The following is a 24722-nucleotide window of genomic DNA, read 5'->3' as shown; positions in this document are numbered from 1 at the left end:
CGACTGATCCGATCATCAGGGTGGATCAGTTCGGGGTAGCGATGCAGGGCGAGACGAACAGGTTGCCGCGCCATGCTCCGGCGAGCGTCTTGGCACCGACCAGCAGCCACATCGCCGCGAGCGCGATCGTCAGCACCGTGCCGACGATACCGAAGAGGCCGAGGTTCAGCGTCGTACCGAGGCGGAAGGTGGCGACGGTGTAGACGCCGAGCGGGAAGGTATAGCCCCACCAGCCAAGGTTGAATGGGACGCCGGCGCGCCAGTAGCGGATGGTGATGAGCGTCGCGAGCGCCAGCCACCACAGGCCGAAACCCCACAGGCAGAGCCCGGCGACGACGCCGATCCCTTGCGCGACGGTACCGACACCGACCAGCCCGTGCGCCGCGAGGATCGCCGGCGCATCCGCCCCAAGCACCAGCATACCCAGCGCCCCGGTGCCGATCGGCCCCAGCGCGAGCCAGGAGGATGCCGCCATGCTCTCGTGCGGGAGCTTGTGGAGCGCCATGCGCAGGATCAGAATAGCGAGGATGCCAAACGCGACCGGCACCGAATAGGCCCACAGCACATACGAGGTCGCGAGCGTCACGATCTGCGCGTGGGGATCGGTCAGATGCGGCGCGAGCAGCCCGCCGCTGGCACCCGCCACTTCCGCTGCGACGACCGGCAGCAGCCATACCGCGGTCATGCCGTCCAGGCTGTGCTCGTGGCGGGTAAACATCAGGTAGGGGATCAACACGCCGCAGGCGAGCGACATGGCGACGTCGATCCACCACAGGACGTGTGCGACCGGCATGATGCCGTTACCGAATCGCGCGATCCCGAAGGCGAGACATCCGTTGATGATCGTCGCCAGGCCCATCGGGATGGTCCCGATGAACATCGACACGGTGTTGTGGCCGAAGATGCGCCGTGCCTCATGCCCGAACATCGCCCAGCGCGCGCCATAGAGACCGGCGAACAGGATGAAGAGCGCGATGTTGAAGAACCACAACACCTCGCCAATCGGTTTGAGCGCGGGGCCGATGCCGGGCACCTGCGGCAGCGCGAGAGCGAGGATGCCGGTGCCCATGGTCGCGGCAAACCAGTTGGGTGTGAACTGGCGGATCATCTCGCGCGGGTGATCGAGCCTGCTTAGCGGCTTGAGGCCGGTCAGGGCCGAAGGTGCGTCGGCAGTCATGCGACCTGCTCCTTGATGAGGTCCGTCAGCGCGTCGGCCGCGCGGGTGCGATAGCGTTCCTTGTGGCGCAGCGCGTGGAAGGCGCGATCGGGTAACTCAAGCGCCAGCTCGACCAGATCGCCGGCCTTGAGCGCGCGTGCGACGACCAATCGCGACAACACAGCGACGCCGGCACCGGCCTCGACCGCGGTACGCACCGCCTCGTTGGACGGCAGCGTCATCGCTACCGTCAGCTGGGCCGGATCAAACCCGCGCGTTCGCAGCACGTCCTCGAAGGTCGAGCGCGTGCCCGAACCCTGCTCGCGGACGATCCAGCGTGCAGCGCGAAGCCAGTCCTCGTCGACACGCTCGGCGTCCCTGCGTCCGACCAGCACCATCGGATCGCGTCCGACTTCCCAATGCGCCAGCGCTGGTTCGTCCACTTCGCCTTCAACGAAACCGAGTTCCGCCGCTCCGCTAAGGACCTGCGCTGCCGCGCCTTCGGTGTTGTCGATCGCCAGCTCGACCGCGATCTGCGGGTGGCGGTCGTGGAAGGCGGCAAGCCTTGCGGGCAACCAGTAGCTTGCGATCGTCTGGCTGGCGACGATCCGCAACGAACCACGGGCAAGCCCGGCATAGTCCGCCAGCATCGTCTCGGCATGCGCTGCCCGCCCCAGCACCGCGCGCGCTTCCTCCAGAAAGCCGCGGCCCGCTTCGGTCAGCTGGATGCCACGCCCGACGCGGTGAAACAGAGGAACCCCGTAGCGCGCTTCGAGGGCCGCGACCGCGCCGGAGGCAGCGGACTGCGTGACGTTCAGCACCTCTGCTGCCTTGGTGACGTGTTCGCGCTCGGCGACACCGACGAAGATTCTGAGCTGCTCCAGGGTCATGCAGCTTGTATCGCGCAAACTGATCGATACGACCAACCGTTCGATCTGTTTGTTCCAATCTGGATATCGGAACGATCGGTAATCCTTCGTCTGCGATAGTCTTGAAGGCTTGAAGCGATCCGCGCGCTTGCGGCGTTGGTTCGTCCATGACTGATATGATCGAGCGCAAATCCGATCCCTACAACGCCGAGCCGACGCCCGGCGCGCTGATCGAGCGGTTCCTGACGCCGCAGGCGCTGTTCTACGTGCGCAGCCATGGTGCAGTGCCCGATCTGCCTGCCGATCACCGGATCGCAGTGAGCGGGACGGGCATGGCGAGCCGCTCCTTCTCGGTGGAGGAACTGAAAAGCGCGTTGGCCACGCGGACGGTGACGGCAGTTCTCCAGTGCGCCGGCAACCGGCGCACGGATCTCCAGCAGGTCGCTAAAACGTCCGGCGACCCCTGGGACGTGGGCGCGATCGGCAATGCGGAATGGACCGGCGTACGACTGTCCGACGTACTGGATGCCGTCGGTGCGCCGAATGCGTCCGACCTGTTCGTGGCGTTCACCGGCGCGGACGAGGTGGACGTCGAAGGCGAGGAAGCATTGTTCGGGGTCTCGATCGCCATGGACAAGGCGCGGCAACCCGACGTCCTTATTGCCTGGGCGATGAACGGCGAGCCGCTGACGCCCGAACACGGCGCACCGCTCCGCATGGTGGTGCCGGGCTATGCCGGGGTGCGGAGCGCCAAATGGCTGACACGGATCGAGGTGCGCGAGACGCCATCCGACGCACCGATCCAGGCGCACGACTACAAGCTCTTTCCTGCCGATGTGACGAGCGACACCGTCGACTGGAGCCAGGGTCTGACCATCAATGCCATGCCGCTCAACGCCGCGATCTGCGTGCCCGGCTCTGGCGAAAGCCTGCCGGCCGGGGAGGTGCGGATCGAGGGCTATGCCATCGCCTATGATCGCCGCGTCTCTCGGGTCGAAGTGTCGGTAAACGGTGGTCGCGACTGGCAACAGGCGACGTTCACCGATGATCCGGAGGCGCACTGGGGTTGGCGGCGCTGGACCCTCGACGCCACGCTCGCCAAGGGGCGCCAGCACCTTGTCGTGCGCGCCTTCGACGAGACTGGACAGGGTCAGCCCGAGCGGCCGGATACGGTGTGGAACTTCGCCGGCTATCTGTGCACCGCCTGGCATCATGTGCACGTGCTGGTCGAATGATCGAAGCATCAGCGGCATCGGACCTCGGCTTCTGGATCGATGCGATCGGGCGGCTGGTGGTGGCGACCGCGGCTGGGATGGTGCTCGGCTGGGAACGCTCGCGCGAGAACCGGCAGATCATGGGATTGCGAACGCTGGGTCTGGTCGGTCTGGCGAGCTGCATCGCCGTGCAGGCGATCGTGCACAGTGGCTTGCCGAACGTAAACGCCGATGCCGCAGGACGGGCGATGCAGGGCATTCTGTCCGGCGTCGGCTTCATCGGTGCCGGCGCGGTGCTGCGGGTCGGCCAGGGTCAGGAAGTGCATGGATTGGCGACCGCCGCGTGCATCTGGGTCACGGCCACGATCGGCGCGGCAGCAGGGTTGGCGGTGTGGCCGCTCATCATCGGCGGGTTGAGCCTTGCGATGCTCGTACTGTTCGCGGGCGCTCCGCTCGAACGTCGCATTCGCGAGCGGGCCAGGCTGACTCCGGCAGAGGCCGACCGGAAGGATGCCGAGCGCAAGCCGTGATCCCGCTGGTCCGCCCAGTGCCTGTCGGCGCTAAGAAGCGGCCAGGCGCTATCAGGAGACAAGCCCCGCATCGGCCTGGCGCCGGACCTCATCGGCGATCGGATGCAGCTCGGCAGCGGGTCGCTCGCCCACTACACTATAGCCGATCCCGTCGACAGCCCATGTGACCCGGCCCATGGTCCCGCTGGACGTGCTGGTCATGCTTGCGCTCTTGTCGATTTGCATGGGCCTCGTCAGCACCGCAAGCTTCGACGCTTGCGGTCCATCATAGAGGAGCAGCGCTGCAGGGCCGTGGGGCGTCGCGACCAATCGCCCCCCGCCATAGCGGTAACCCGCTGTGCTGAGGTCCGGGATGGTCACGCGCTCACCCAATCGGCTGGAGGTCCATCGGATCAGCATGGCGCGCTGGTCGGGGCCGATTTCCGCCGGTCGGATCCGGTCGGCGGCATAGACACGGAAATTGTCGCTCGCCTCATTGGCCAGCGCCGCGATGCCCGCGTGGGGTTCGCCGCTCCACCGCGCGCTCGACCAACCACCGCCAAATCCGACCGCCAGCAGAAGCGACGCGGCGATGGCGAGTTGCCAAGGCGGTTGGCGTTGCCGTCCCCTGATGGCTGCGACGCGCATCGTCGCCGGGATCGGTTCCTCCGCGATGGGAGTGAACAGGGACGCAAGGGCTCGCGCCTGCTCCGCCTGCTCCCGCAAACGGGCATGCACGTCCGGCTGGCCTTCAAGGTAAGCGTCGACCAGACGCTGCCGCTCGGGCGACAGCCTTCCATCGATCCACGCGGCCAGATCGTCCTCTCCGATCGGGCTGGTCATCGAATACTCCTTAATCGTGGCCGTTCACCCTCGCGGAGGAGCGTCGCCAGACGGTCGCGCGCCCGCGATATGCGCGACATCACCGTTCCCAGCGGCACGCCGACGACGGCAGCGACTTCCCCATATGACAGACCTTCGACGGAAATGAGGAGCAGCACCGTCCGCTGCTCCTCGGGCAACGCATCAAGTGCGCGCAACAGGTCTCGGTGGTGCAGGCCTACGTCCTGATCGGCCGGGCGGCCGAGCGCAGCGTCGTCGACGAGGTGGAGCGGAACCGCCGTACCTCGCCGACTGTGCTGCCGCTGATGGTCGACCAACAGATTGTGCAGGATCGCGTAGACCCATGGGCGAACCTCTGCACCCCGTCGCTGGCGCCAGCGCCCGACCGCGCGCTCAAGGCAATCCTGCACCACGTCATCCGCCATCGCCGGATCGCGCAACCACGACCGGGCATAGCGGCGCAGACCGGGGACCAGGGGCTCGATCGCGGCGGCAAGCGGGTCCATCTCAGTCGCGCTGCACCTGCACGATGCGGCCCGGAGCGCCGTTCACCACCTCGGCGACCGCCAGAAAACGCCGGGGTGCCGCGGTGCTGCCTTGAACGATCTGCCGGATCGGACCCGACGCGTTGACGATCGCCGCACCTGCCGGATTGCTCATGAAGTTCGCAAGCGGCTCTACCGCACCGCTGCCGTCCGCGTTGGCGGTGAGCACGAGCATGTAAGGCTTCTTGGGCTGCAAACCGGTAACGGCACTCTGCACGACCTGAATGATGCCCTGGTCGAAGAGGGTAATGCTGCTTGCCGCACCATTGCCGCCAACCGGCCCCATGTTCAGATGCACCGCCTTGCCTGCCGTACCGAGCGGTTGGAGATTGTCGGTGCCGGGGCCTGTCGGAATAGCGTTCGGCACATAGGCGATCGCCTGCGGTGCCTGTCCGACCGGCACGGTGGCAACGACCTTGTTGCCGGCGGTGTCGATCGCGGCAAGTTCATCGGCATTCTCCAGCCCGACATAGATGCGCCGGCCGTCGCCCGATGGCCAGACACCGTGCGGCATCTTGCCGACCGGGATGGTGGCGACAAGCGCGAAGTCGGACGTGCGGAACACCTTCACCGCGTTTTCCCCGCCTACCGTGACATAGGCGAACTGTCCCCTGACCGTGCGGGCGAAGTTGACGTGATTGGTGATCGGTCCGGTATCCAGCACCTTGAGGATCGCGAAAGGCGGCTTGGCATCGAATGCGACCGTCTTGCCGATGTCCTTCAGCGTGAACCACACCTGCTTGCCGTCCGGCGTCGCGGCGATGTTGGGACAGAACGGACTCGGCTGCGCCACCTGTCCGACCTGCGCGTGGGTCGAGACATCGAACACGGCCAGCACCGGATTGAACGAGGAACAGACATAGCCGTATCGGCCATCGGGAGAGAAGATCGTCATGCCCGGACCACCGGGCGTCTTGATGCGACCGGTCTCCTTGTACGTCTTGGGGTCGAGCACGGCGATGTAATCCTCGCCGCGTACCGTAACCCACACCTCCTTGCCGTCCGGCGTGAAGAACGCCTCATGCGGGCTGCGCCCGACATAGGTCGTGTGCTTGACGGTGTTGGTGGCGGTGTCGATCCACGACACGGCGTTGGATCCGATCGACACGACCGCCAGTGTTTTCCCGTCCGGCGAGAAGCCGAGGCCGTGAACCAGCACCTGCCCCTTGTAGAGCGGGGAAAAATTCATCGGCTGCGGATCGCCGAGCTTGATGACGCCGAGCAACCTGTTGTCGGCCGGGTCCGTCACCGACACCGTGTTGGAGAATTGTTCGGATGCATAGACGCGGTCGCGGTGGCTGACAGGCACGTCCTTGGCGCTCCACGGCGCCTGCTGGGCCATGGCAATGCCCGGTGCGGCGCTCATCAGCAAGGCGGCCGAGCGCAGGAAGGTCCGGATCATGTCAGTGCTCCATATGGCTGTGGTAGTCGCCGCCCTGCGTCGGGGCTGGCGTCGAAGGGGGTAGCGGCTGACCAATCGCCAACTTCATGGCGGCGATCTCCTGCTGCTGATCGATGATGATCTCCTGCGCAATGCGCTTGAGCTGCTCGTTATGACCGTAGCGCAGCTCTGCCACCGCCATATCAATGGCGCCCTGGTGATGCGGAAGCATCATTGCGACGAAGTCGCGGTCGACGTCGCCGGACGGCTTGACCATCATGCCCGCCATCATCCGGTCCATCGCGGCAGATACCATGCTGGCGTAGCCATCGGCGGGGGCGGCCGCGACTGCGCCGGTGAGCATGGCCGAAGCAGTCAGACCCAGCATCCAATTTCGTCTACGCATAAGCCTCCGGCGCATCAGTATCGAAAGCGTAGACGACGCCCGTCGAGATTTATTCCATGGTTGAGCCAATTATTGATCCTCAGCAAAACAATGGTCTCATCGTGACCCTGCCGATGGTTGACCAGGTCGCCGTCGGACAGCATATGCTCGGCACGGCGATGGATTTCCGCCGGGCCATTCGGCCGAACCGCCCTCGCAAGGGCCGATGATTCCTACCAGGCGCCGCAAGGCAGCAAGGAGGAATCGTGCGCGCGACATTTCGCAATCTCTACGACCAGTTCAACATGGCAGCGTTCATTCGCGATCGCCGCACCCATGCTATGTCGGTGCTGCGATGGGCCTTGATCCTGGTCCCGATGGCCGCAACGGTGGGAACGCTCTGCGCGGCTTTCTTGTGGAGCCTCGATGCCGTGACCCGGCTTCGCTTTGCCTTTCCCTGGCTGCTCTACCTGCTGCCGATCGGCGGGTTCATGGTCGGACTGCTTTACCATCTGACCGGCCGCTCGGTGGAGGGCGGCAACAACCTCATTGTCGAGCAGATCCACGAACCGGGCGGGGGGGTGCCACTGCGGATGGCACCGCTGATCTTCTTCGGCACGGTGGTGACCCATCTGTTTGGCGGTTCGGCCGGGCGCGAAGGCACCGCCGTCCAGTTGGGCGGCAGTCTCGCCAGCGGTTTCGGTCGCGCGCTCAAGCTCGATGCTGACGGCACCCGCATCCTGCTGATGGGGGGCATTGCGGCCGGGTTCGGCGCGGTGTTCGGCACGCCCATCGCAGGGGCGGTGTTCGCACTGGAGGTGCTGGCGATCGGGCGTGTCGAATATCGCGCGCTGGTGCCGTGCCTGGTCGCGGCACTGGTCGGCGACTGGACGTGCCTTGCCTGGGGCATCCATCACGGCGTCTACCGGATCGATGCGCTGGTGCCGGTCGATGCGCTGCTCGTCACCAAGGCCGGCGTCGCCGGTGTCGCCTTCGGCCTGGTCGGGCTGACCTTCGCGGAGGCCAATCATGCGCTGGGCGGATGGCTGAAGCGCACGGTTCCCTATGGCCCGCTGCGCCCCGTCATCGGCGGACTGGCCGTGATCGCGCTGGTCTGGCTGTTCGGCACGCGCGACTATCTCGGCCTCGGCACGCTGGCGGCGACGCCGGACGGCCTGAGCATCGCCAGCTTCTTCGGTGTCGACACGCATCCGTGGAGCTGGGCGCTGAAGCTGCTGTTCACCGTCGTCACCCTGAGCGCCGGGTTCAAGGGCGGCGAGGTCACGCCGCTGTTCTTCATTGGGGCGGCGCTCGGCAACGCGCTCGCGCCCATGTTCGGGGTGCCGCCGGGCGTATTCGCCGCGATCGGCTTCGTCGCGCTGTTCGCGGGCGCGGCCAACACGCCGCTCGCCTGCACCTTCATGGGGATCGAGCTGTTCGGTGCCGCCTACGCGGTGCCGATCGCGGTCGCGTGTTTCGTCGCCTACCTCTGCTCGGGCCATAACGGCATCTACCTGTCACAGCGCGTCGCCGTGCCCAAGGTGCCGGCCGCGCACCTCACACCCGACGCGACCCTGCGAGATGCCCGCACGCACCGCGCCTCCCGCCGGCGCACGCGCGCCTGATCCCGCTTCCTGTCGAAAGCTCTGCCATGCCCGATCGTTTTACCGTCCAGCACCGCGAAGTCGGAATGCTGCGCATCTATCTGAAGCCGTCTGACAAGATCGGTCCGCGTCGCTTCTGGGGCGCAAAGCCGCTCTACCGCGAGCTGATCCGCACCGCGAAAGCGGACGGCATCATCAATGCTGTCGCGCAGCATACCCATTACGGCTTCAGCAATCGCGGCCCGATCCGGGAGAACGGTTCGGAAATCGCCGATCCTCATCTGACGATCTGTGTCGAGCTGGTCGGCGAGCGCGATCAGCTCGACCTGTTCTGTCGCCGGCATGGTGAACTGCTCGGCGACAAGGTGATCGTCTACAAGCAACTGGAGCATTGGACTGTAGCAGCGCGAGGCGGGCCGATCTGAGGCCTAGTCGCGCGCATCACAAACAATCGCATCTTAGAAAAGCTGGTGTAGCGCCTAGTCCGGAATCAGCGCCCACCCGCGAAGCTGCAGGGTCGCCATTGTGGTCAGCGCCGACACATCAATTTCGATGTCCTTATCGACGGTGGCGGGATCGACCTTATTCCCGACTAGCGCCTGACTGCACACCCGAACGGACACGCCTGCGCGCTTCAGCGCCGCTATCAGGGCAAGATTGGGGTTCGCGGCAGCGCCAGTCTTCGTCGCATATGCCGCATCCTCGGCGACAATCGGCGTCGCAGGACCGTGGACGATCACCACCACATCTCCCCGTGCCGGCCGCACGCCATCCGTGCCCAGCAAGTTCAGGAAGCGTGCGACTTTCTCGAGCGAAGGATTGACCTTGTCGGGGGACGACGCCCCCTTCGTCACACTGAACAATACGCGATATCGCAAGGAGCGATCCGGCCGCTCCGCCGCGCCTTTTACCGGCGTGATCTTGCCATAGCTGGCGATCACAGGCTGCTGAGCGGTGACGCCCGCTGAGACGGCGCTGCTCATGACGGCCACGCATCCTGCAATCGCGATAAAGGGAAGCCGCATCTAACTTTTCCTTCCACCGGAATGATTACCCGATCCTCGCAAACACAGCCGCGCCGATGTTTTGTGGCCGCGCAGTAGCCGTCGCTTCGCGTGGTCGCGGCGAACGGGGAGCGGGCGCTGCTTGCTCCACGGCTTTATCATCGGCACCGAACATCGCTTCGAGCGTGCGCACGCAGAGCGCAGCCGCGTCATCGGCAAGACGGTAGTGGACCTGCTTAGCCTCGCGTCTCGTCTTCACCAGATCGGCGCGGCGCAGCTCGGCAAGCTGCTGGCTGAGCGCCGGTTGGGTCACGCCAGTAGCGGCCTCGATGTCCGCGACCTGACGCTCACCGCCGAGCAGATAGGATAGGATCATAAGGCGCTGGGGTTGGGCGAACACGCGCAGCTTTTCGACCGCCGCATCGGCGATCGCGCGGGATTGATGGATCGCCGTCATCGATCGGCCTGCAACTGATGAAACCAGTCGGCACCGGCACCGCCGGGCAAGGCGGGCGGCAGCAGGACGTCGTCGCCCGGCTGCCAGTCGGCCGGCGTATAGACTTGCCCATCGGCCGAGCGCTGCAATGCCCTGACCGTGCGCAGCATCTCGTCGACCGATCGCCCGACATTCATGGGATACCAATTGAGCGCACGGATGATGCCCTCAGGATCGATGAAATAGGTCGCGCGGACGGCTGAGGCGTCGCCGGCCTGCTCGTCAAGCATGCCGTAGGCGTAACCCACGGCCATCGATGGGTCTTCTACGATCGGGAACGGCACCTCGACGCCGAAGACATCCTTGATCGCGCGCAACCAAGCGACGTGCGAATACAGGCTGTCGACCGACAGTCCAAGCAAGGCGCAATCCAACGCCTCGAACTGCGGTGCGGCCTTGGCCAGTGCGACGAACTCGCTGGTGCAGACCGGCGTGAAATCGGCCGGGTGCGAGAAGAACACGACCCAGCGACCACGATACTGATCGAGCGTCATTTCGCCCTGCGTCGTGCGGGCGGTGAAGTTCGGGGCCGCGTCCCCGATGCGCAACGAGCGCGGCGCGTCTGCATCCATCGTTTCCATGCTTTCCAGATGGCACGGGCAGCCCGTTGACGCAAGTGGATTACACGACTACATAAAGTCTGAAACCTATAGACCGAGGCGGTCATGGAATCGGCTTTGAACGAGGCAGTTGCACAAATCGAACGAGCGAAGGCAGCAGGGTCGCCGATCGTTCATTCCTTCTTTGATGAGCCGACCAACACCGCGACCTACGTCGTCTGGGACCCTGTCACGCGGAAGGCCGCGATCGTCGACAGCGTCCTGGATTTCGACGCTGCGGCAGGCCGTACAAGGACGGCATCGGCGGACGCGGTAATCGCTTATGTGCGAGACAACGGCCTCACGGTCGACTGGCTGCTCGAAACCCACGCCCATGCCGATCACCTGTCTGCGGCGCCCTATCTGCAAAAGGCGCTGGGCGGTCAGCTTGCGATCGGTCGCGAGATCATCCGCGTGCAGAACGTCTTCGGCAAGATTTTCAACGCAGGCACCGACTTCGAACGCGACGGCTCCGAGTTCGACCGCTTGTTCGACGACGGCGATCGTTTTGCGATCGGCGATATCGAGGCCATTGCGCTGCATGTGCCGGGGCATACCCCGGCTGACATGGCCTATGTCATCGGCGACGCGGTCTTCACCGGCGATACCCTCTTCATGCCGGATTACGGCACGGCGCGCGCCGACTTTCCCGGCGGTGATGCGCGCCAGCTCTACCGCTCGATCCGCCGACTGATGCAATTGCCCGACGAGACGCGGCTGTTCCTTTGCCACGACTACAAGGCGGCGGGTCGCGACCAGTATGTCTGGGAGACGACCGTGGGCGCGCAGCGCGTCGGCAACGTCCATGTCCATGAGGGCGTGAACGAAGACGACTTCGTCGCGATGCGCACCAGTCGTGACGCTACCCTGTCGATGCCCAAGCTCATCCTGCCCTCGGTTCAGGTGAACATGCGCGGCGGCCATCTGCCGGAGCCGGAAGCCAACGGCACTCGCTACCTCAAGATTCCACTGGATGCACTGTGATGCCCGGATTTCCTTACGCCATGCCGCTCGCCGGCTTCATCGGCGGGCTAATGATCGGTGTCGCGGCTGCGATCATGCTGCTGGGCAACGGTCGTATAGCCGGAGTCAGCGGCATGTTCGCGCGTGTCCTCGGCCTTTCCGAAGGAGGCGCGCCGTGGATGATCGCACTCCTCTTCACGGCGGGTCTGCCCTCGGGCGCGGCCCTTGCTGCGGCAAATCTGGATGTGCAGGCACGCTTTCCGACGTCGCTGGGGCTGATCGCCGTCGCCGGTCTGATCGTCGGGATCGGTACGCGGCTCGGTGCGGGCTGCACCAGCGGTCACGGCGTCTGCGGCCTCTCGCGGCTGTCGCCGCGGTCCATCGTCGCGACGGGCACGTTCATGGCGACCGGCATCGCCACTGTGACCCTCATGCGTCTGGCGGGGGTGACGCTATGATGCGCCAAGGCATCCTCTCGCTCGTCAGCGGCACGCTGTTCGGCGCCGGCCTCGCCGTTTCCGGCATGATCGATCCTGCCCGGGTAAGGGCGTTCCTCGACGTCGCCGGTGCCTGGGACCCGACCCTGGCTTTCGTCATGGGCGGGGCGATCCTGCCGATGGCGATAGCGTGGTTCATCGTGCGTCGGCGCTCCACGCCGATCGTCGCCGAGCAATTCCATACACCGGCCACCTCGCCGATCGACGCGCGCCTCATCGGCGGTGCCGCCTTGTTCGGCATAGGCTGGGGCCTTGTCGGCTTCTGCCCAGGCCCCGCCATCGCCGCACTGGCGATCCAGCCTGCACCGGCGCTGCTCTTCATCGCCGCAATGGCGCTGGGCGCTGCCATCCACCGCTTCGCACTCACCCCACGCCGTTCGGCCTGAACGGGACAGGAGACGTCATATGGCCTTCAAGAAGATCACACCGTCCTTCTCGGCTGCTCCCCAGCTTACCCGGGATGACGTCGCCGCTGCCGCACAGGCGGGATACCGCTCGATTATTTCGAGCCGGCCCGACGGCGAGGAGCCGGGTCAGCCAAGCGCACACGATATGGCGCGGATGGCAGAGGAACATGGCCTTGCCTTCGAGCATGTCCCGATCGTGCCGGGCAAGGCGACCGATGCCGATGCGGACCGGATGAAGGAAGCGCTGACCACGCTGCCGGGGCCGACGCTCGGCTTCTGCCGAAGCGGTACGCGGGCGGCCACCCTGTGGGCGCTGGCGGAGGCGGACCAAACCGATCCTGCAACGATCCTCGGTCAAGCCAAGGCAGCAGGATACGACCTTGCCGATCTGAAGCCGGCGCTTGCCCGCCGCTCTGAGAGGACCGGCAAATGACCTACGAGATCGTCATCATCGGAGGTGGGGCTGCTGGCATCGCGACGGCCGCCAGCATCCTGAAGCGCAACGCGAAGGTATCGATCGCTGTCGTCGATCCCGCCCGGGATCACTATTACCAGCCCGGTTGGACGTTGGTTGGCGCTGGCGTTTTCAGCCCCGAACAGACCCGCAAGGCGGAAGCAGACGTGATGCCGAAGGGCGTCGAATGGATACGGCTGCCTGCGATCAACATCGATCCCGTTCGCCAAGCGATCACCTTGGGGGACGGGGATACGATCGCCTACCGTGTCCTGATCGTCGCCCCCGGCCTGCGCCTCGCCTGGGAGAAAATCGCCGGGCTTCCTGAAGCGTTGGGCCGCAACGGCGTCACGTCCAACTACCGCTACGATCTGGCACCCTACACCTACCGGCTTGTGCGGGACTTGGAGCGGGGGCGTGCGCTGTTCTCGCAACCGCCGATGCCGATCAAGTGCGCCGGCGCGCCGCAAAAGGCGATGTATCTCTCCTGCGACATCTGGCGCGAACGCGGTGTTCTTCCCGCGATCGACGTCGAGTTTCATAACGCGGGCGCAGCGCTGTTCGGGGTCGCGACCTACGTCCCGGCGCTGATGGAATATGTCGAGAAGTACGGGATCGACCTCAAGCTCGAGTCAAACCTCGTCGCAGTCGATGCCGATCGGGGTGTCGCCACGTTCGAGCGCAAGCGGGACGGCATAAGCGAGCGGATCGAGCGCGAGTTCGACATGCTCCACGTCGTGCCGCCTCAGGTTTCGCATGACGTCATCGCCAAAAGTCCGCTCGCGGCGGCCAACGGCTTCGTCGAGGTCGATGAGGCAACGCTGCGGCACAAGCGGTATGACAACGTCTTTGCCTTGGGCGATGCCGCCGGGACGAGCAATGCGAAGACGGCTGCGGCGGCCCGTAAGCAGGCACCCGTAGTAGCGGTCAACGCGCTCGCCGCGCTCGATGGCAAGCCCCCCGTTGCTGACTATGACGGCTATGGGTCGTGCCCGCTCACCGTCGAGCGTGGCAAGATCGTGCTTGCCGAGTTCGGCTATGGCGGGAAATTGCTTCCCAGCTTCCCGTCCTGGCTGCTGGACGGAACGCGCCCGACGCGGGCTGCGTGGTTCCTGAAGGAGCGCATGCTGCCCCCGATCTATTGGCAGGGCATGCTTAAAGGCCATGAGTGGATGGCGGCTCCGCATGAGATCGGCAAGGCGACATGACCCTCGAACCGATCCAGTATCTGTTGGGCGCGCTGTCCGGCAGCCTGGTGGGCTTCACCCTCGGGCTTGTCGGCGGGGGTGGGTCGATCCTCGCCGTCCCGCTCATGGTCTATCTGGTGCGTGTGCCGGACGCGCACCTCGCCATCGGCACGAGCGCGTTCGCCGTCGCGGCCAACGCCGCCACGGGGCTGATCGGCCATGCCAAGGCGCATACCGTCAAATGGCGCTGCGGCGGCATGTACGCGACCGCCGGCGTCGTTGGTGCCCTGTTCGGCTCTACAGCGGGCAAGGCCATGGATGGCGGCAAGCTCCTGTTCCTGTTCGCGCTGGTCATGGTCGTCGTTGGCGTCCTGATGCTGCGCGGGCGGGGTGACGCGGGCAATCCGGGCGCAGAATGCAACCGGGAGAAGGCGCCGAAAGTGCTGGGCTATGGCCTTGGCACCGGTCTGTTCTCAGGCTTCTTCGGCATCGGCGGAGGCTTCCTGATCGTCCCTGGCCTGATCGGGTCGACGGGTATGCCGATCCTCAATGCTGTCGGCACGTCGTTGATCGCAGTCACTGCTTTCGGGCTGACGACGGCTGCCAATTACGCATTTTCCGGTCTGGTGGACTGGCCGCTTGCGTTCGCGTTCATCGCCGGTGGGGTTGTCGGTGGCCTGGGCGGCACGCGCATCGCGAAGCGCCTTGGCACAGGCCGTACGCTCACCACGGTCTTCGCCGTCCTTATCTTCGTTGTGGCGGCCTACATGCTCTGGAAGAGCACAAGCGCGTTTCTGTGATGGGGAGCGCAATTGCCATCGGGCCGCTGATGCTGGCTGTGGATCGCGGGCTTGCCGTGCTGTGCATCGTCGTCTTCCTTGGGCTGACGACATTGGCTGGGCGGTTCCGCTTCCCTCGCGTGGCGGCAGTTGCAACCAGCGCTATCGTCGCTGGACTGGTCACGGCGCGGATCGGTTATGTCGCGGCCCATTGGGCAAGTTACGCCGACGCTACATTGTCCATCCTCGCCGTGTGGCAGGGCGGCTTCTCCCCCGTTGCAGGACTTCTCGGCGCTGCGGCGATACTGGCGATCCGGCTTGGCCGCTCAAGCGCGCTGGCGGCAGGCTGGGGAGCATTGGTTGTAGCGGGCGGCCTCTGGTTTGCGCTTCAGGCGCTGATCCCTCCCGTGACCTACGACCCGTTCCCCTATCATCTTAATCTGACGACCGCGTCGGGCGCTCCGCTTCCACTCGATCGCTTCCGCGGCCGCCCTTTCGTGGTGAACCTATGGGCGACCTGGTGCGGTCCGTGCCGGCGTGAGCTGCCGATGCTCGATGCGGCTGCATCGCGGACCGGCGAGGTCCCGATCCTTCTCGCTGATCAGGGTGAGGCGCCAGCGACCGTCAGCGGCTTCCTCAACCGTGAGGGCATCGGTGCGGGGCATGTCGCGCTCGACCCCGATCGCGGCCTTTCCCAAGCCCTGAAGGTAGCCGGCTATCCCGCAACGGCCTTCGTCGCGGCGGACGGCACGATCGTGCAGCTCCAACTCGGCGAGTTGTCACGCGCCGCCCTCGCCGATGGTATCGATCTAGCAAGGAAACACCGATGAACCGTCGCAATCTAATGTCGCGTGGCCTGTTGGCTGCGCTTGCCTTCGCCGCGCCGATCACGCCGGTTTTCGCGCAGCAGCCCGATCTATCGCGCAAGGCCGTCGTCGATGATCCCGTAGCTCCCAAGCGCGCAGGCAAGACCTACGATGTCACGGTAGTCGAATTCTTCGATTACAACTGCCCCTACTGCCGTCGCATGGAGCCGGTACTGAACGCCCTGCTTCGCTCCGACCCGAAGGTGCGGATCGTGTATCGAGACTGGCCGATCTTCGGACCTGCCTCGCGTGAAGCCTCGCGCGCGGCCGTTGCGAGCCAGTGGCAGGGTAAGCATGCCGCCTTTCATGGAGCGCTGCTGACCTCGTCGGCGCGGCTCGACAACGCGGGCATCAAGGCAGCCGCTGCCAAAGCCAAGGTCGACTGGCCCCGTCTGCAACGGGATTTGAAAATGCACGGCGCCGAAATCGACGCGCTGCTCGCGCGCACCGATGGCATCGCCCGCGCGATCGGTTTCAACGGGACGCCGGCGATGATCGTCGGCTCACAGGTTGTCGCCGGGGCGGTCGATCTGCCGACGTTGCGTCGTCTCGTCGCGGAAGCGCGCAACAAGCCTGCGGCGCGCTGATCATGCCCGGCCCGCTCAATCGGAGACAGCTTGCCGGACTGGGCGCGGTGGTCGTTGGTGGCTGGGCAGTCGGGCAGGTTCTTCGGGGTACTGCCCCGATCGGCCGCGACGTCGGTCCGACCGCTGACCTGATCCTGGCCGGCAATGGCTCGCCGGAGGACGGGCCTGCCGATGCTACGCTCCGGCTTGCCGTGTTCACCGACTATCGTTGCCCGGCCTGCCGTCATGGATTTCCAGCCTTGGAAGAGGCTGTGCAACGCGACGGCAAGGTGCGCGTCATCTACAAGGACTGGCCGATCTTCGGCCGGCCCTCCGAACGTGCCGCAAGCGTTGCGATCGCGTGCGCCGAACAAGGGATTTATCCGGCCGTACATCGCGCGTTGATGACGGACAGCCGCACGATCGATGACGACATGCTGCGGGATACTGTCATGCGCGCTGGCGGCGACTGGCTGCGCGCGACGACTTGGCTTGCCGCCCACGCTGACGCTGTCGCGGCCCGCCTGAGGGCGAACGGACAGGAAGCCTATTCGATCGGGTTAGCCGGCACTCCGGGTTACCTTGCCGGACGCCTGCTGGTGATCGGGGCGATCGACACCGCCGATTTCGAACGGCTGTTCGCGCGTGCGCGGGCAGAAAGCTGACGATGCGAGAGGATACGAAACATGATCGAGTATAACCACAAGGGCATGACGGTCGCGTCGCTCCACGACGAGCGCACCGGCAGTTTCCAGTATGTCGTGGTCGACGAAACCACGAAGGCCGCCGCGATCATCGACCCGGTCCTCGACTTCGATCCGCGCGCCGGTGCGACCGCAACCGACAATGCCGATCTGATCCTCGAATATGTCCGCGCGAAGGGGCTTACTGTGGAATGGGTTCTCGATACCCATCCCCATGCCGATCACTTCTCGGCCGCCCCGTACCTTGCGGAAAAGACGGGTGGCAAAACCGCGATCGGCGCCAAGGTCGTGGAGGTGCAGAAGCTTTGGCAGGACATCTACTGCCTGCCCGACCTGCCCGTCGATGGCAGCCAGTGGGATCACCTGTTCGCCGAAGGAGAGCAGTTCACGATCGGCTCGCTCGATGCGCGCGTCATGCTCTCGCCTGGCCACACGCTCGCCTCGATCACCTATGTCGTGGGTGACGCGGCGTTCGTTCACGATACGCTGATGGCGCCCGACAGCGGCACGAGCCGGGCGGACTTCCCCGGCGGTGACGCGCACGCACTTTGGCGCTCGATCCGCGCGATCCTTGGTCTCTCCTCTGAAACCGCGACCTATGTCGGGCACGATTATGGCAAAGACGGTCGCGAGGTGATCGGCCGCTCTACCGTCGCCGAGCAGCGGCGTGACAACATCCATGTCCGCGATGGCATCGACGAGGCGGAGTTCGTGACGACCCGCGAGAAGCGCGACGCATCGCTGCCGCTGCCCGACCTGATGCTCGCTGCGCTTCAGGTGAACATTCGTGGCGGCCGGCTTCCTGATGCGGAGGCGTGTGGGACGGTATTTCTCAAGGTGCCTTTGAACCGCTTCGGTCCCGCAATGAAGTAGCTCGGTCTGCAGCAATGCGTCTGAAAAGAGAAACCGACGCCACCGGCATTCTCTCTTCCTGACCGCGACGAGCCAATCAGCTCGTCGCGGGCCAATCTCAATCTTCGCGAAACATCTCCCGCTGAGACTTGTCCAGTTCCTCGGCATAACGTCGTCGGGCGTAGGATTCCGACAGGATGCCGAGGACTTTGCCGTCACCGGCCACAATGGCCATTTCATCGGCTCCTGCGGTATCAAACGCCGTCATGACCGCCTTGATGCCTGCGTCAGGCTCCAGAACCTGCTCCCTGTGGATCGCGAGCGTTCCGACCGCGTCCGTCGTCGACACACCCTCAGCGAAGGCCCTGGCCGTCTGCACGATCCCCGCGTAACGATCTTGATCGTCGATCACCACGACCCGGCTTGTCGAGCCCAACGGGAAAAGCCGTCGAAACTCGGCGACGGTGATCCGGGCAGGCGTCGCCCGCTCTACCTTCCGCATCATCCGTCCGGCGGTCAACGTGCGAACCCAACCAACATCGCGGGCGCTCTTGATGGTCTCTCCACGAAGATGGAGGCGCCACGTCGAGAAGGAATAGCCGAACGTCTCGCGCACGATCGTCGACGATACCAGCCCAGCGGCGATGGTCGCGCCGGCAAGCGAGAAGTCGTGCGTCGCTTCCAGCACCAGCATCGCCATCGTCATCGGACCCCCGACGACCGCAACGGCCAGCGCCGCCATTCCCACCAGCGCTGCATTGGTAGGGTCGACCAGCGGGTGCCCTGCAAGCCAGCCTAGTCCACCCGCATAGAGCTGGCCGAGGAGACTGCCGAGGAAGAGCGATGCGAAGAAGAGTCCGCCGCGGAAACCGAAGGCGAGGGATACGATTGATGCCGCGCTTTTCAGAACGAGAATGGCCGCCAGGATCATCAGCGGCACCCCATATTCGAGATCGATGTGGAGGGCGCCGTGACCCGCCGACAGGACCTGTGGGGTCAGCCAGGCCAGCGGAATTAGCAGCACCCCTCCAATGATGGGTCGCAACGAAGCGCGGACCGGGAGGCGTCGGCTCAGAGCCTCGACGTCGGCCACGGCGCGCATCAGCAGGATGCCGATCGCCGCGGCGATGGCCCCGAGGCCGGCGTAGATCAGGTAATGATACGTCTGCACCTGCTCGCCGACCGTCGCGTTGACGATATAGGGCTGCGCACCGAACGCCTGTGCCACGAGCACGCTGGATAGCGACCCTGCCGCAACGGGTGCTATCGCGGCAGGTGTATAGGCACCGATGACGATTTCGAACGCGTAGAATGCTCCGGCCAGCGGCGCGCCGAAGGCACCTGCGATGGCGGCACCGGCACCGGCCCCTACAAGGACGCGAAGGTCAGCGCGTCTCAGCCGGAACCATCCGCCCGCGATCGACGAAACAAGCCCACCAAGCTGCGCATAGGCGGCTTCGAGGCCGACCGAGGCACCGAAGCCATTCGAGATGATCGTCTGGCCGGAGATGACGAGACTGTCGCTCCACGACATGCGGCCGCCGTGCAGCGCGTTGGCCTCCACGGCGTCCACCATCTTTCGCCCTCTCGCCTTCAAGGCCCACGAGAAGAGCGCCAGGATGGCACCGCCGACGGGCAGCGCGAGGAGCGCGAAGGCGGGGATCGCCGGCGTCGAGCTGAGGCGCTGGTCGCTCGGCAGCGCGAAGAGCAGGTGCTGAAGGGTCCGGGCGATCGCGCCCTGCACCACGCTCAGCAAACCGGCAGCACCGCCGATCACAACCGCCAACAGGATCAGGAACGCCTCGCTGGCACGCACCCTCCGGCGCAACCATGACGCCGCCATTCGCAGTGAAGTGACGTCCAGCGTCATGCCATCGTCATCCTGCATATCAGGCCGGGCACCTTAATCGTCATTACGGAGGAGCACCGCAAACATCATCAGGGCGATTGCCCCGCTGAGCGTCCAGAGTGTGATTGAGCCAGCCCATGTCTTTGCCCAGGCGGCAGCGGTCAAGCTGGCCAGCAGGCCAATAATGAGTAGCGGCGCAAGGAGATGAGAGCGGGCAAGACGCATGGTGCCCGTTAGCCCCAAGCCCTTGTCTGGGCTATCCATCTTGGTCGGGTATCTCCCTCTGCAGCGCATTCGAAACAGTCTGTGCGGCAAGCCGAGCGCGATGCGCGGCCAAGTCTCCTCGCTTCCGTTCCGCTCCATGGTGAGGCCATTACAAGGCTCAAAAAGGGAAGCCTCATTGTCGTTTGATTCGCTGTACCGTCGTCTCTCTATCGTTGCTGGTCTGGCCGTTGTTACCGGATGCGTTCCGGCCGGGCGACAACCCCTGCCACCCGCATCCGTACCCATCACCGTCCAGACGACCACGCCCGCCCGGATACCGCCGAAGCTGGTACAGCCGCGGCCACAGCCATCTGCCGGCCTGCTGAATACCATCCAGGCGCTGGGAGCAGGCTTCGACGGCCAGGTAGGCATCAGCGTCCGCGACATCGACGAAGGTTGGGTTGTCGCGTGGGAAGGCGACATCCCGCGCCCACAGCAGAGTGTCAGCAAATTATGGGTCGCGGTCGGGGTCATGGATGCGGTGGACCGGAAGCGATTGTCGCTGACCGATCCGGTGACCGTCACCCGCGCCGATCTGACCGTCTTCCACCAACCGATCCGAACGCTGGTCGGCAAGACCGGCTACAAGACCACGATCGCCGACTTGCTGCATGGTGCTATGACGCGCAGCGACAATACCGCCAACGACGTCCTCTTGTGGCGCATCGGCGGTCCCGCCACGATCAATCGAATGCTGAGCGACAAGGGGGTCGACGGTGTCCGCTTCGGTCCCGGCGAGCGGCAGTTGCAAGCCCGTACCGCCGGGCTGGAGTGGCGACCGGAATGGGCCGGGGGATGGGGCTTTTTGCAAGCACGAGCCGCGATGACATACGAAGCGCGCGACAAGGCGCTGCGTCGATACCTCGCTGCACCGCTGGACGGCGCTTCGGCAAACGGCGTGACGCTCGGGCTATCGTTGCTGGCACAGGGCAAACTGTTGAGCCCACAATCCACCGCGTCGCTGCTGACGCTGATGCGATCCAGCAAGACCGGTCCGCTGCGCCTGAAGTCCGGCCTTCGCCCCGGTTGGACGCTTGCCCATAAAACCGGCACCGGACAGGATCTCGGCAATTTGTCGACCGGCTATAACGACGTCGGACTGCTCGTTGCGCCGGACGGGCACCGTTATGCGCTCGCCGTGATGATCGCGAGTACCCGCCAACCGATCCCCGGGCGGATGCGCCTGATGGGCAACGTGACGCGGGCAGTGATCGCTTCGGCTGACCGCTAATCCATTAAGCTATGCAAGCCGGTCTATCGATCGACCAGACCCGCGCGATCGGCAGTCCAGGTGGCCAGCGTCTTGCCGGTTTGCGAGTTGTCGATCGCCACATCGTCCAGCGTCACCGCGACGATGCAGATCGGGCGCTGTTCGGGACCGGCGGGTTGTCGGCAGGTAACGGGCGTTCCGTCCGCTGTTTCGCCGATCCGCCCGCGCAGGCGAAGTTGTAATCCCTGGCCGGCCGGCACCTCTTCTGCGGCAGCGCGTACCACCGTTTCGTATGGCTTCCCGTCCCGTAGCCGTTGTCCTGCGTCACCAGAAAACTGTGCAATCGCCAAAGTCTGTCCGGGCAGGGTAACGGCATCGGCTCCCGTAGGAGCGGCACTGTCCTGCGAAGGCGGGCAGGCTTCGCTGGCTGTCCACGGGCGGGGAATCCAGAAACCTTCCGCTACCACATCGCCCGCCGATCCCTCCTTCGACGCGCGCAGTTCGTCGCTACTCCAGACGACGGGAGAGACATGCACCCGCAGCGCCTTTGCTTCTGCATCGTAGCGCCAGCGCATCGGGCTATCGCTGCCCGCATCGGACGGTCCGCTACAGCCGAAGGGGAGCCTCAATTCGAACCGCTGTCCCGCAAGATCGACGGCTCCCTTCGGCAGAGGCTGGCCGGAGGCAAGGGCATCTGCCGCCTGTGACGCCAGTGCGATCAGATCGGCGCGCGTTTTGACGAGATCGCGAGGGTCGGGCAACGACGGCGTTGGTTGGGCGACGACAGGTGAGGTTGTGACCGGAGCAGCGGCGGGCTCAACCTCCCGTGGTGACGTGCCGCGTCCAATCAGGAACCCGGTCCCGCCGACTGCGAGGGCAATCGCCAGACCGCCCGCCAGGGCGAGCCGACTTTTCCGCAAGGTTGGCTCGTTCATACGGCATCGATAGCAAAAGCAGCCAAATTCGCCTACCCAAGGCCATGACATCCGCCGACATAATCCCGGAATTGCCGGTTGAACCCGGCGCTCCGTCCTCTTGGCTAATACCGGCGTGACCTTCGATCAGGTCCTGACCCTGTGCGTATTGGTCGCAGTCGTTGCCGCACTGATCTGGGATAAGGTGCGCTCGGATGTCGTCGCGCTGAGCGGTGCAGCCGTCCTGCTGATTGCGGGCGTCGTGCGGCCAATCGACGTGCAAAGCGCCTTTGCCAGCCCGGCGATCATCGCGCTCGCTTCGCTGTTCGTCATTGCCTACGCGCTGGAACTATCAGGGCTGCTCGACCGGGCAATCGAGGCCGCGGTCAAGATGTGCAAGCGACTGGGATCGGCGGGCATCTGGCTGATGCTGGGCGCGATCGGGGTCGTTTCCTGTTTCCTCAACAGCACGCCGATCGTCGTGTTGGGCGCGCCGGTTGTCCGCGATGTCGCGTCCGCTCTAAAACTGCCGCCCAAACGCTATCTGATGCCGCTATCATACATCACGGTGCTGACCGGCTGCTGCACCCTGATTGGGACATCGACCAATCTGCTGGTCGACGACATGGCGCGCAATGCAGGGCAACCGCGCTTCGGCATCTTCGAGATTACTCCCGTGGGCCTGCCGATCGCGTTGGCGGGAGCGATCTACCTGTTCCTGTTCAGCGGCAAGCTGATGCGCGGCAGCATCGCTGATGACAGTCCGGTTCCGGACCGCCGTGACGTCGACGTGCCGAACGCGCAGGTCGGCGATCCGACGCTGTTCGCAGAACATCGCGCCTTCCAACCGGCCAAGGCGGCGATCGCGTTTGCCGTCTTCGTCGGCGCAATCGCCGTGGCTGCGGTTGGCATCGCGCCGATTGCCGCATCGGCCTTTGCTGGCGCCGTGCTGCTGATCCTGCTGCGCGTCATCACCGCCGACGAAGCCTATGGCGGGCTGCGGCCGCAGATTCTGATCCTGATCGCCGGCATGGTCGTCATCGGGCTGGCAATGGAGCAAAGCGGCCTGGCCGCGACGGCGACGGGGGCGCTGGTGGGATCGATGCAGGAGTTCGGACCGCTGACTGCGCTGATCGTCCTGTACGGCGTAACGATGGTGCTGACCGAGTTGTTGTCGAACGCGACAGTCGCCGTGCTGGTCACGCCGATCGCGGTCGCGCTGGCAGAAAGTCTCGGCGTCAGTCCGCGGCCGTTCCTGGTCGCGGTGATGATGGCAGGCAGCGCGGCGTTTGCGACGCCGTTCGGGTATCAGACCAACGTCATCGTCTATCAGATGGGCGGGTATCGCTACATGGACTTCGTGAAAGTCGGTTTGCCCTTGAACCTCATCACCTTCGTGGTTGCGATCGTGGTGATACCGATCTTCTTTCCTTTCTGAACGATGCCGCGGTCTGATCGTCGATCGGCCGCACCAGCCCTGGAATCCCTCCATGCGCATTCTCGTCTATCTCGTCCGCGCCTTTGCCGGATTGCTGATCCTGGTCACCGCGCTCAGCATCGTAGAATCGAATGAGTGGTGGATCAGGATCTGGGATTTCCCGCGGGTGCAGATCCTCGTCGCACTGCTGCTTGCCGGAGGGGTGACGCTGTGGCTGGATCGACGGCTCGGGCGCTGGATCGGCCTATGCTGCGCGATTGCTGCCGGTTGGCAGCTATATCGCATCTACCCCTATACGCCGCTCGCCCGAACGGAATTGGCGTTCGCGAAAGCTGGTTCCGCATCACCGGAGCGTTGCTTCAGCATACTTTCGCTGAACGTCCTCGAATCCAACCATGACTATCGCCGGACGGCGCAGCTGATCGATCGGGTTCGCCCCGACCTCCTGTTGCTGATGGAAACCGACAAGCGCTGGGCAGCGGCGCTGGCACCGCAACTGGCACGTTATCCCAACCGGCTCGAACGCCCTCTTGGCAACACCTACGGCATGATCCTTGCCACCCGTTTGCCGATGCGCGATGCCAGCATCGAAACGATCGCCGAAAAGAATACGCCGTCGATGCATGCCGAGCTGACGGCGGGGGACCCGTTCCGGTTGATCGCGCTGCATCCGCGACCACCCTTGCCTGGACAGGATACCGAAGCACGCGACGCCGAAATTGCGATTGCGGCACGGCGCGCTGCCCGGACCAGATTACCGGTCCTGGCGATCGGCGATTTCAACGATGTGGCATGGTCGCACACGTCGCAGCTGTTCAAGCGCGTCGGCGGCTATCTCGACCCGCGCATCGGGCGCGGGACGTTCGCCACCTTTCCGGCACGAACGCCGCTGCTCGGTTGGCCGCTCGATCACATGTTCGTGACGCCCGAATTTGCCGTACGTGACCTTGCCGTACTGGAGGATGTCGGCTCCGATCACCTGCCGGTCCACGCCCGTCTGTGCCTCACCGGACGACCGGCGGACAGCAAGCGCCCCGAACCCGTGTCGCCTGAGGATCGCCGCGACGTGAAGGAGGTCTTGCAGGAGTATCGCGAAAAGCAACGTCGCCCCTGACATTGGTCGGCCGTGGACGGGATCGATCGATGCATTCGACAATTCAGGCAGGA

At 65.0% G+C, this 24722-nt stretch carries 28 protein-coding genes and 1 riboswitch; of the genes, 17 read left to right on the top strand and 11 right to left on the bottom strand.

The window, feature by feature from the left end; all coding sequences use genetic code 11:
• Positions 1-25 precede the first annotated feature (25 nt).
• Together ABD719_RS15330 and ABD719_RS15325 are read right to left on the bottom strand one after the other, a co-directional pair.
• Positions 26-1177, bottom strand: a complete 1152-nt coding sequence (locus ABD719_RS15330) for a TDT family transporter (protein WP_344694247.1) — start codon at positions 1175-1177, stop codon at positions 26-28.
• Positions 1174-2046 carry a LysR family transcriptional regulator gene (locus tag ABD719_RS15325; RefSeq protein ID WP_056025206.1) on the bottom strand — a complete coding sequence of 291 codons (873 nt, stop codon included), beginning with the start codon at positions 2044-2046 and terminating at the stop codon, positions 1174-1176. Before ABD719_RS15325 ends, ABD719_RS15330 begins: the two co-directional genes overlap by 4 nt.
• A 146-nt stretch (positions 2047-2192) precedes the next feature.
• On the opposite strand from ABD719_RS15325, the gene ABD719_RS15320 reads away from it, so the two are divergent.
• Positions 2193-3260 carry a sulfite oxidase gene (locus tag ABD719_RS15320; RefSeq protein WP_056025203.1) on the top strand — a complete coding sequence of 356 codons (1068 nt, stop codon included), beginning with the start codon at positions 2193-2195 and terminating at the stop codon, positions 3258-3260.
• A complete protein-coding gene (locus ABD719_RS15315) occupies positions 3257-3769 on the top strand; it encodes an MgtC/SapB family protein (RefSeq protein WP_052149081.1) in 513 nt (170 codons plus the stop codon). Before ABD719_RS15320 ends, ABD719_RS15315 begins: the two co-directional genes overlap by 4 nt.
• 51 nt (positions 3770-3820) lie before the next feature.
• Here the strand turns inward: ABD719_RS15315 and ABD719_RS15310 are convergent, their stop codons facing one another.
• From ABD719_RS15310 to ABD719_RS15295, 4 genes are read right to left on the bottom strand one after another with little or no spacing between them, the layout of a single operon-like run.
• Positions 3821-4591 (bottom strand): anti-sigma factor family protein, encoded by a 771-nt coding sequence (locus tag ABD719_RS15310; RefSeq protein WP_344694246.1) that lies wholly within the window; start codon positions 4589-4591, stop codon positions 3821-3823.
• Positions 4588-5097, bottom strand: coding sequence for an RNA polymerase sigma factor (locus tag ABD719_RS15305; RefSeq protein ID WP_344694245.1), 510 nt, complete (start codon positions 5095-5097; stop codon positions 4588-4590). Before ABD719_RS15305 ends, ABD719_RS15310 begins: the two co-directional genes overlap by 4 nt.
• Position 5098: 1 nt before the next feature.
• A complete protein-coding gene (locus ABD719_RS15300; RefSeq protein WP_344694244.1) occupies positions 5099-6538 on the bottom strand; it encodes a YncE family protein in 1440 nt (479 codons plus the stop codon).
• Position 6539: 1 nt separating this feature from the next.
• Positions 6540-6905: a DUF305 domain-containing protein gene (locus ABD719_RS15295; RefSeq protein WP_235528336.1), complete on the bottom strand. Its 366-nt coding sequence runs from the start codon at positions 6903-6905 to the stop codon at positions 6540-6542.
• Between the two features lie 163 nt (positions 6906-7068).
• Positions 7069-7145: riboswitch (Fluoride riboswitch) on the top strand.
• Between the two features lie 23 nt (positions 7146-7168).
• Here ABD719_RS15295 and ABD719_RS15290 point away from each other — a divergent pair.
• Together ABD719_RS15290 and ABD719_RS15285 are read left to right on the top strand one after the other, a co-directional pair.
• Positions 7169-8527, top strand: a complete 1359-nt coding sequence (locus tag ABD719_RS15290; protein WP_344694243.1) for a voltage-gated chloride channel family protein — start codon at positions 7169-7171, stop codon at positions 8525-8527.
• A gap of 26 nt (positions 8528-8553) precedes the next feature.
• Positions 8554-8931 carry a DUF190 domain-containing protein gene (locus ABD719_RS15285; protein ID WP_344694242.1) on the top strand — a complete coding sequence of 126 codons (378 nt, stop codon included), beginning with the start codon at positions 8554-8556 and terminating at the stop codon, positions 8929-8931.
• Positions 8932-8985: 54 nt separating this feature from the next.
• On the opposite strand, the gene ABD719_RS15280 is transcribed toward ABD719_RS15285, so the two are convergent.
• Genes ABD719_RS15280 through ABD719_RS15270 form a run of 3 tightly spaced genes read right to left on the bottom strand, consistent with a single transcriptional unit; the run spans position 8986 to position 10587 of the window.
• Positions 8986-9531 (bottom strand): DsrE family protein, encoded by a 546-nt coding sequence (locus ABD719_RS15280; protein WP_425567188.1) that lies wholly within the window; start codon positions 9529-9531, stop codon positions 8986-8988.
• 25 nt (positions 9532-9556) lie between these two features.
• Positions 9557-9967, bottom strand: a complete 411-nt coding sequence (locus ABD719_RS15275; RefSeq protein ID WP_344694241.1) for an ArsR/SmtB family transcription factor — start codon at positions 9965-9967, stop codon at positions 9557-9559.
• Positions 9964-10587, bottom strand: coding sequence for a peroxiredoxin (locus ABD719_RS15270; RefSeq protein WP_344694240.1), 624 nt, complete (start codon positions 10585-10587; stop codon positions 9964-9966). The genes ABD719_RS15275 and ABD719_RS15270 overlap by 4 nt, the downstream gene beginning before the upstream one ends.
• An 84-nt stretch (positions 10588-10671) precedes the next feature.
• On the opposite strand from ABD719_RS15270, the gene ABD719_RS15265 reads away from it, so the two are divergent.
• Genes ABD719_RS15265 through ABD719_RS15220 form a run of 10 tightly spaced genes read left to right on the top strand, consistent with a single transcriptional unit; the run spans position 10672 to position 17901 of the window.
• Positions 10672-11589, top strand: a complete 918-nt coding sequence (locus ABD719_RS15265) for an MBL fold metallo-hydrolase (RefSeq protein WP_344694239.1) — start codon at positions 10672-10674, stop codon at positions 11587-11589.
• Positions 11589-12026: a YeeE/YedE family protein gene (locus tag ABD719_RS15260; RefSeq protein WP_344694238.1), complete on the top strand. Its 438-nt coding sequence runs from the start codon at positions 11589-11591 to the stop codon at positions 12024-12026. Before ABD719_RS15265 ends, ABD719_RS15260 begins: the two co-directional genes overlap by 1 nt.
• Positions 12026-12451, top strand: a complete 426-nt coding sequence (locus ABD719_RS15255) for a DUF6691 family protein (protein WP_344694328.1) — start codon at positions 12026-12028, stop codon at positions 12449-12451. The genes ABD719_RS15260 and ABD719_RS15255 overlap by 1 nt, the downstream gene beginning before the upstream one ends.
• A gap of 19 nt (positions 12452-12470) precedes the next feature.
• A complete protein-coding gene (locus ABD719_RS15250; protein WP_344694237.1) occupies positions 12471-12905 on the top strand; it encodes a protein tyrosine phosphatase family protein in 435 nt (144 codons plus the stop codon).
• Entirely contained in the window at positions 12902-14134 is a 1233-nt protein-coding gene (locus ABD719_RS15245) for an NAD(P)/FAD-dependent oxidoreductase (RefSeq protein ID WP_344694236.1), read from the top strand. Before ABD719_RS15250 ends, ABD719_RS15245 begins: the two co-directional genes overlap by 4 nt.
• The gene (locus tag ABD719_RS15240; protein ID WP_344694235.1) at positions 14131-14913 is read left to right on the top strand and encodes a sulfite exporter TauE/SafE family protein; all 783 of its coding nucleotides are present in this window, start codon (positions 14131-14133) and stop codon (positions 14911-14913) included. The genes ABD719_RS15245 and ABD719_RS15240 overlap by 4 nt, the downstream gene beginning before the upstream one ends.
• A gap of 29 nt (positions 14914-14942) precedes the next feature.
• Positions 14943-15722, top strand: a complete 780-nt coding sequence (locus ABD719_RS15235) for a redoxin family protein (protein ID WP_344694234.1) — start codon at positions 14943-14945, stop codon at positions 15720-15722.
• Positions 15719-16345, top strand: coding sequence for a DsbA family protein (locus ABD719_RS15230; RefSeq protein WP_344694233.1), 627 nt, complete (start codon positions 15719-15721; stop codon positions 16343-16345). Before ABD719_RS15235 ends, ABD719_RS15230 begins: the two co-directional genes overlap by 4 nt.
• A 47-nt stretch (positions 16346-16392) precedes the next feature.
• The gene (locus ABD719_RS15225) at positions 16393-16989 is read left to right on the top strand and encodes a DsbA family protein (protein WP_344694232.1); all 597 of its coding nucleotides are present in this window, start codon (positions 16393-16395) and stop codon (positions 16987-16989) included.
• Between the two features lie 21 nt (positions 16990-17010).
• Positions 17011-17901, top strand: a complete 891-nt coding sequence (locus tag ABD719_RS15220; protein WP_344694230.1) for an MBL fold metallo-hydrolase — start codon at positions 17011-17013, stop codon at positions 17899-17901.
• 97 nt (positions 17902-17998) lie between these two features.
• On the opposite strand, the gene ABD719_RS15215 is transcribed toward ABD719_RS15220, so the two are convergent.
• Entirely contained in the window at positions 17999-19750 is a 1752-nt protein-coding gene (locus tag ABD719_RS15215) for a chloride channel protein (protein ID WP_344694229.1), read from the bottom strand.
• A gap of 379 nt (positions 19751-20129) precedes the next feature.
• On the opposite strand from ABD719_RS15215, the gene ABD719_RS15210 reads away from it, so the two are divergent.
• Entirely contained in the window at positions 20130-21224 is a 1095-nt protein-coding gene (locus tag ABD719_RS15210) for a serine hydrolase (protein WP_344694228.1), read from the top strand.
• A 23-nt stretch (positions 21225-21247) separates the two neighbouring features.
• On the opposite strand, the gene ABD719_RS15205 is transcribed toward ABD719_RS15210, so the two are convergent.
• Positions 21248-22138, bottom strand: coding sequence for a hypothetical protein (locus tag ABD719_RS15205; RefSeq protein WP_344694227.1), 891 nt, complete (start codon positions 22136-22138; stop codon positions 21248-21250).
• A gap of 115 nt (positions 22139-22253) precedes the next feature.
• Here ABD719_RS15205 and ABD719_RS15200 point away from each other — a divergent pair, with 115 nt between their 5' ends.
• Positions 22254-23555 carry an SLC13 family permease gene (locus ABD719_RS15200; RefSeq protein ID WP_344694226.1) on the top strand — a complete coding sequence of 434 codons (1302 nt, stop codon included), beginning with the start codon at positions 22254-22256 and terminating at the stop codon, positions 23553-23555.
• A 52-nt stretch (positions 23556-23607) separates the two neighbouring features.
• Entirely contained in the window at positions 23608-24669 is a 1062-nt protein-coding gene (locus ABD719_RS15195; protein ID WP_344694225.1) for an endonuclease/exonuclease/phosphatase family protein, read from the top strand.
• Positions 24670-24722 lie beyond the last annotated feature (53 nt).

This window comes from Sphingomonas cynarae (assembly GCF_039537815.1).
In the GTDB taxonomy this organism is placed as follows: Bacteria; Pseudomonadota; Alphaproteobacteria; order Sphingomonadales; family Sphingomonadaceae; genus Sphingomonas; species Sphingomonas cynarae.
This window is presented reverse-complemented; position numbering and strand designations above follow the sequence as displayed.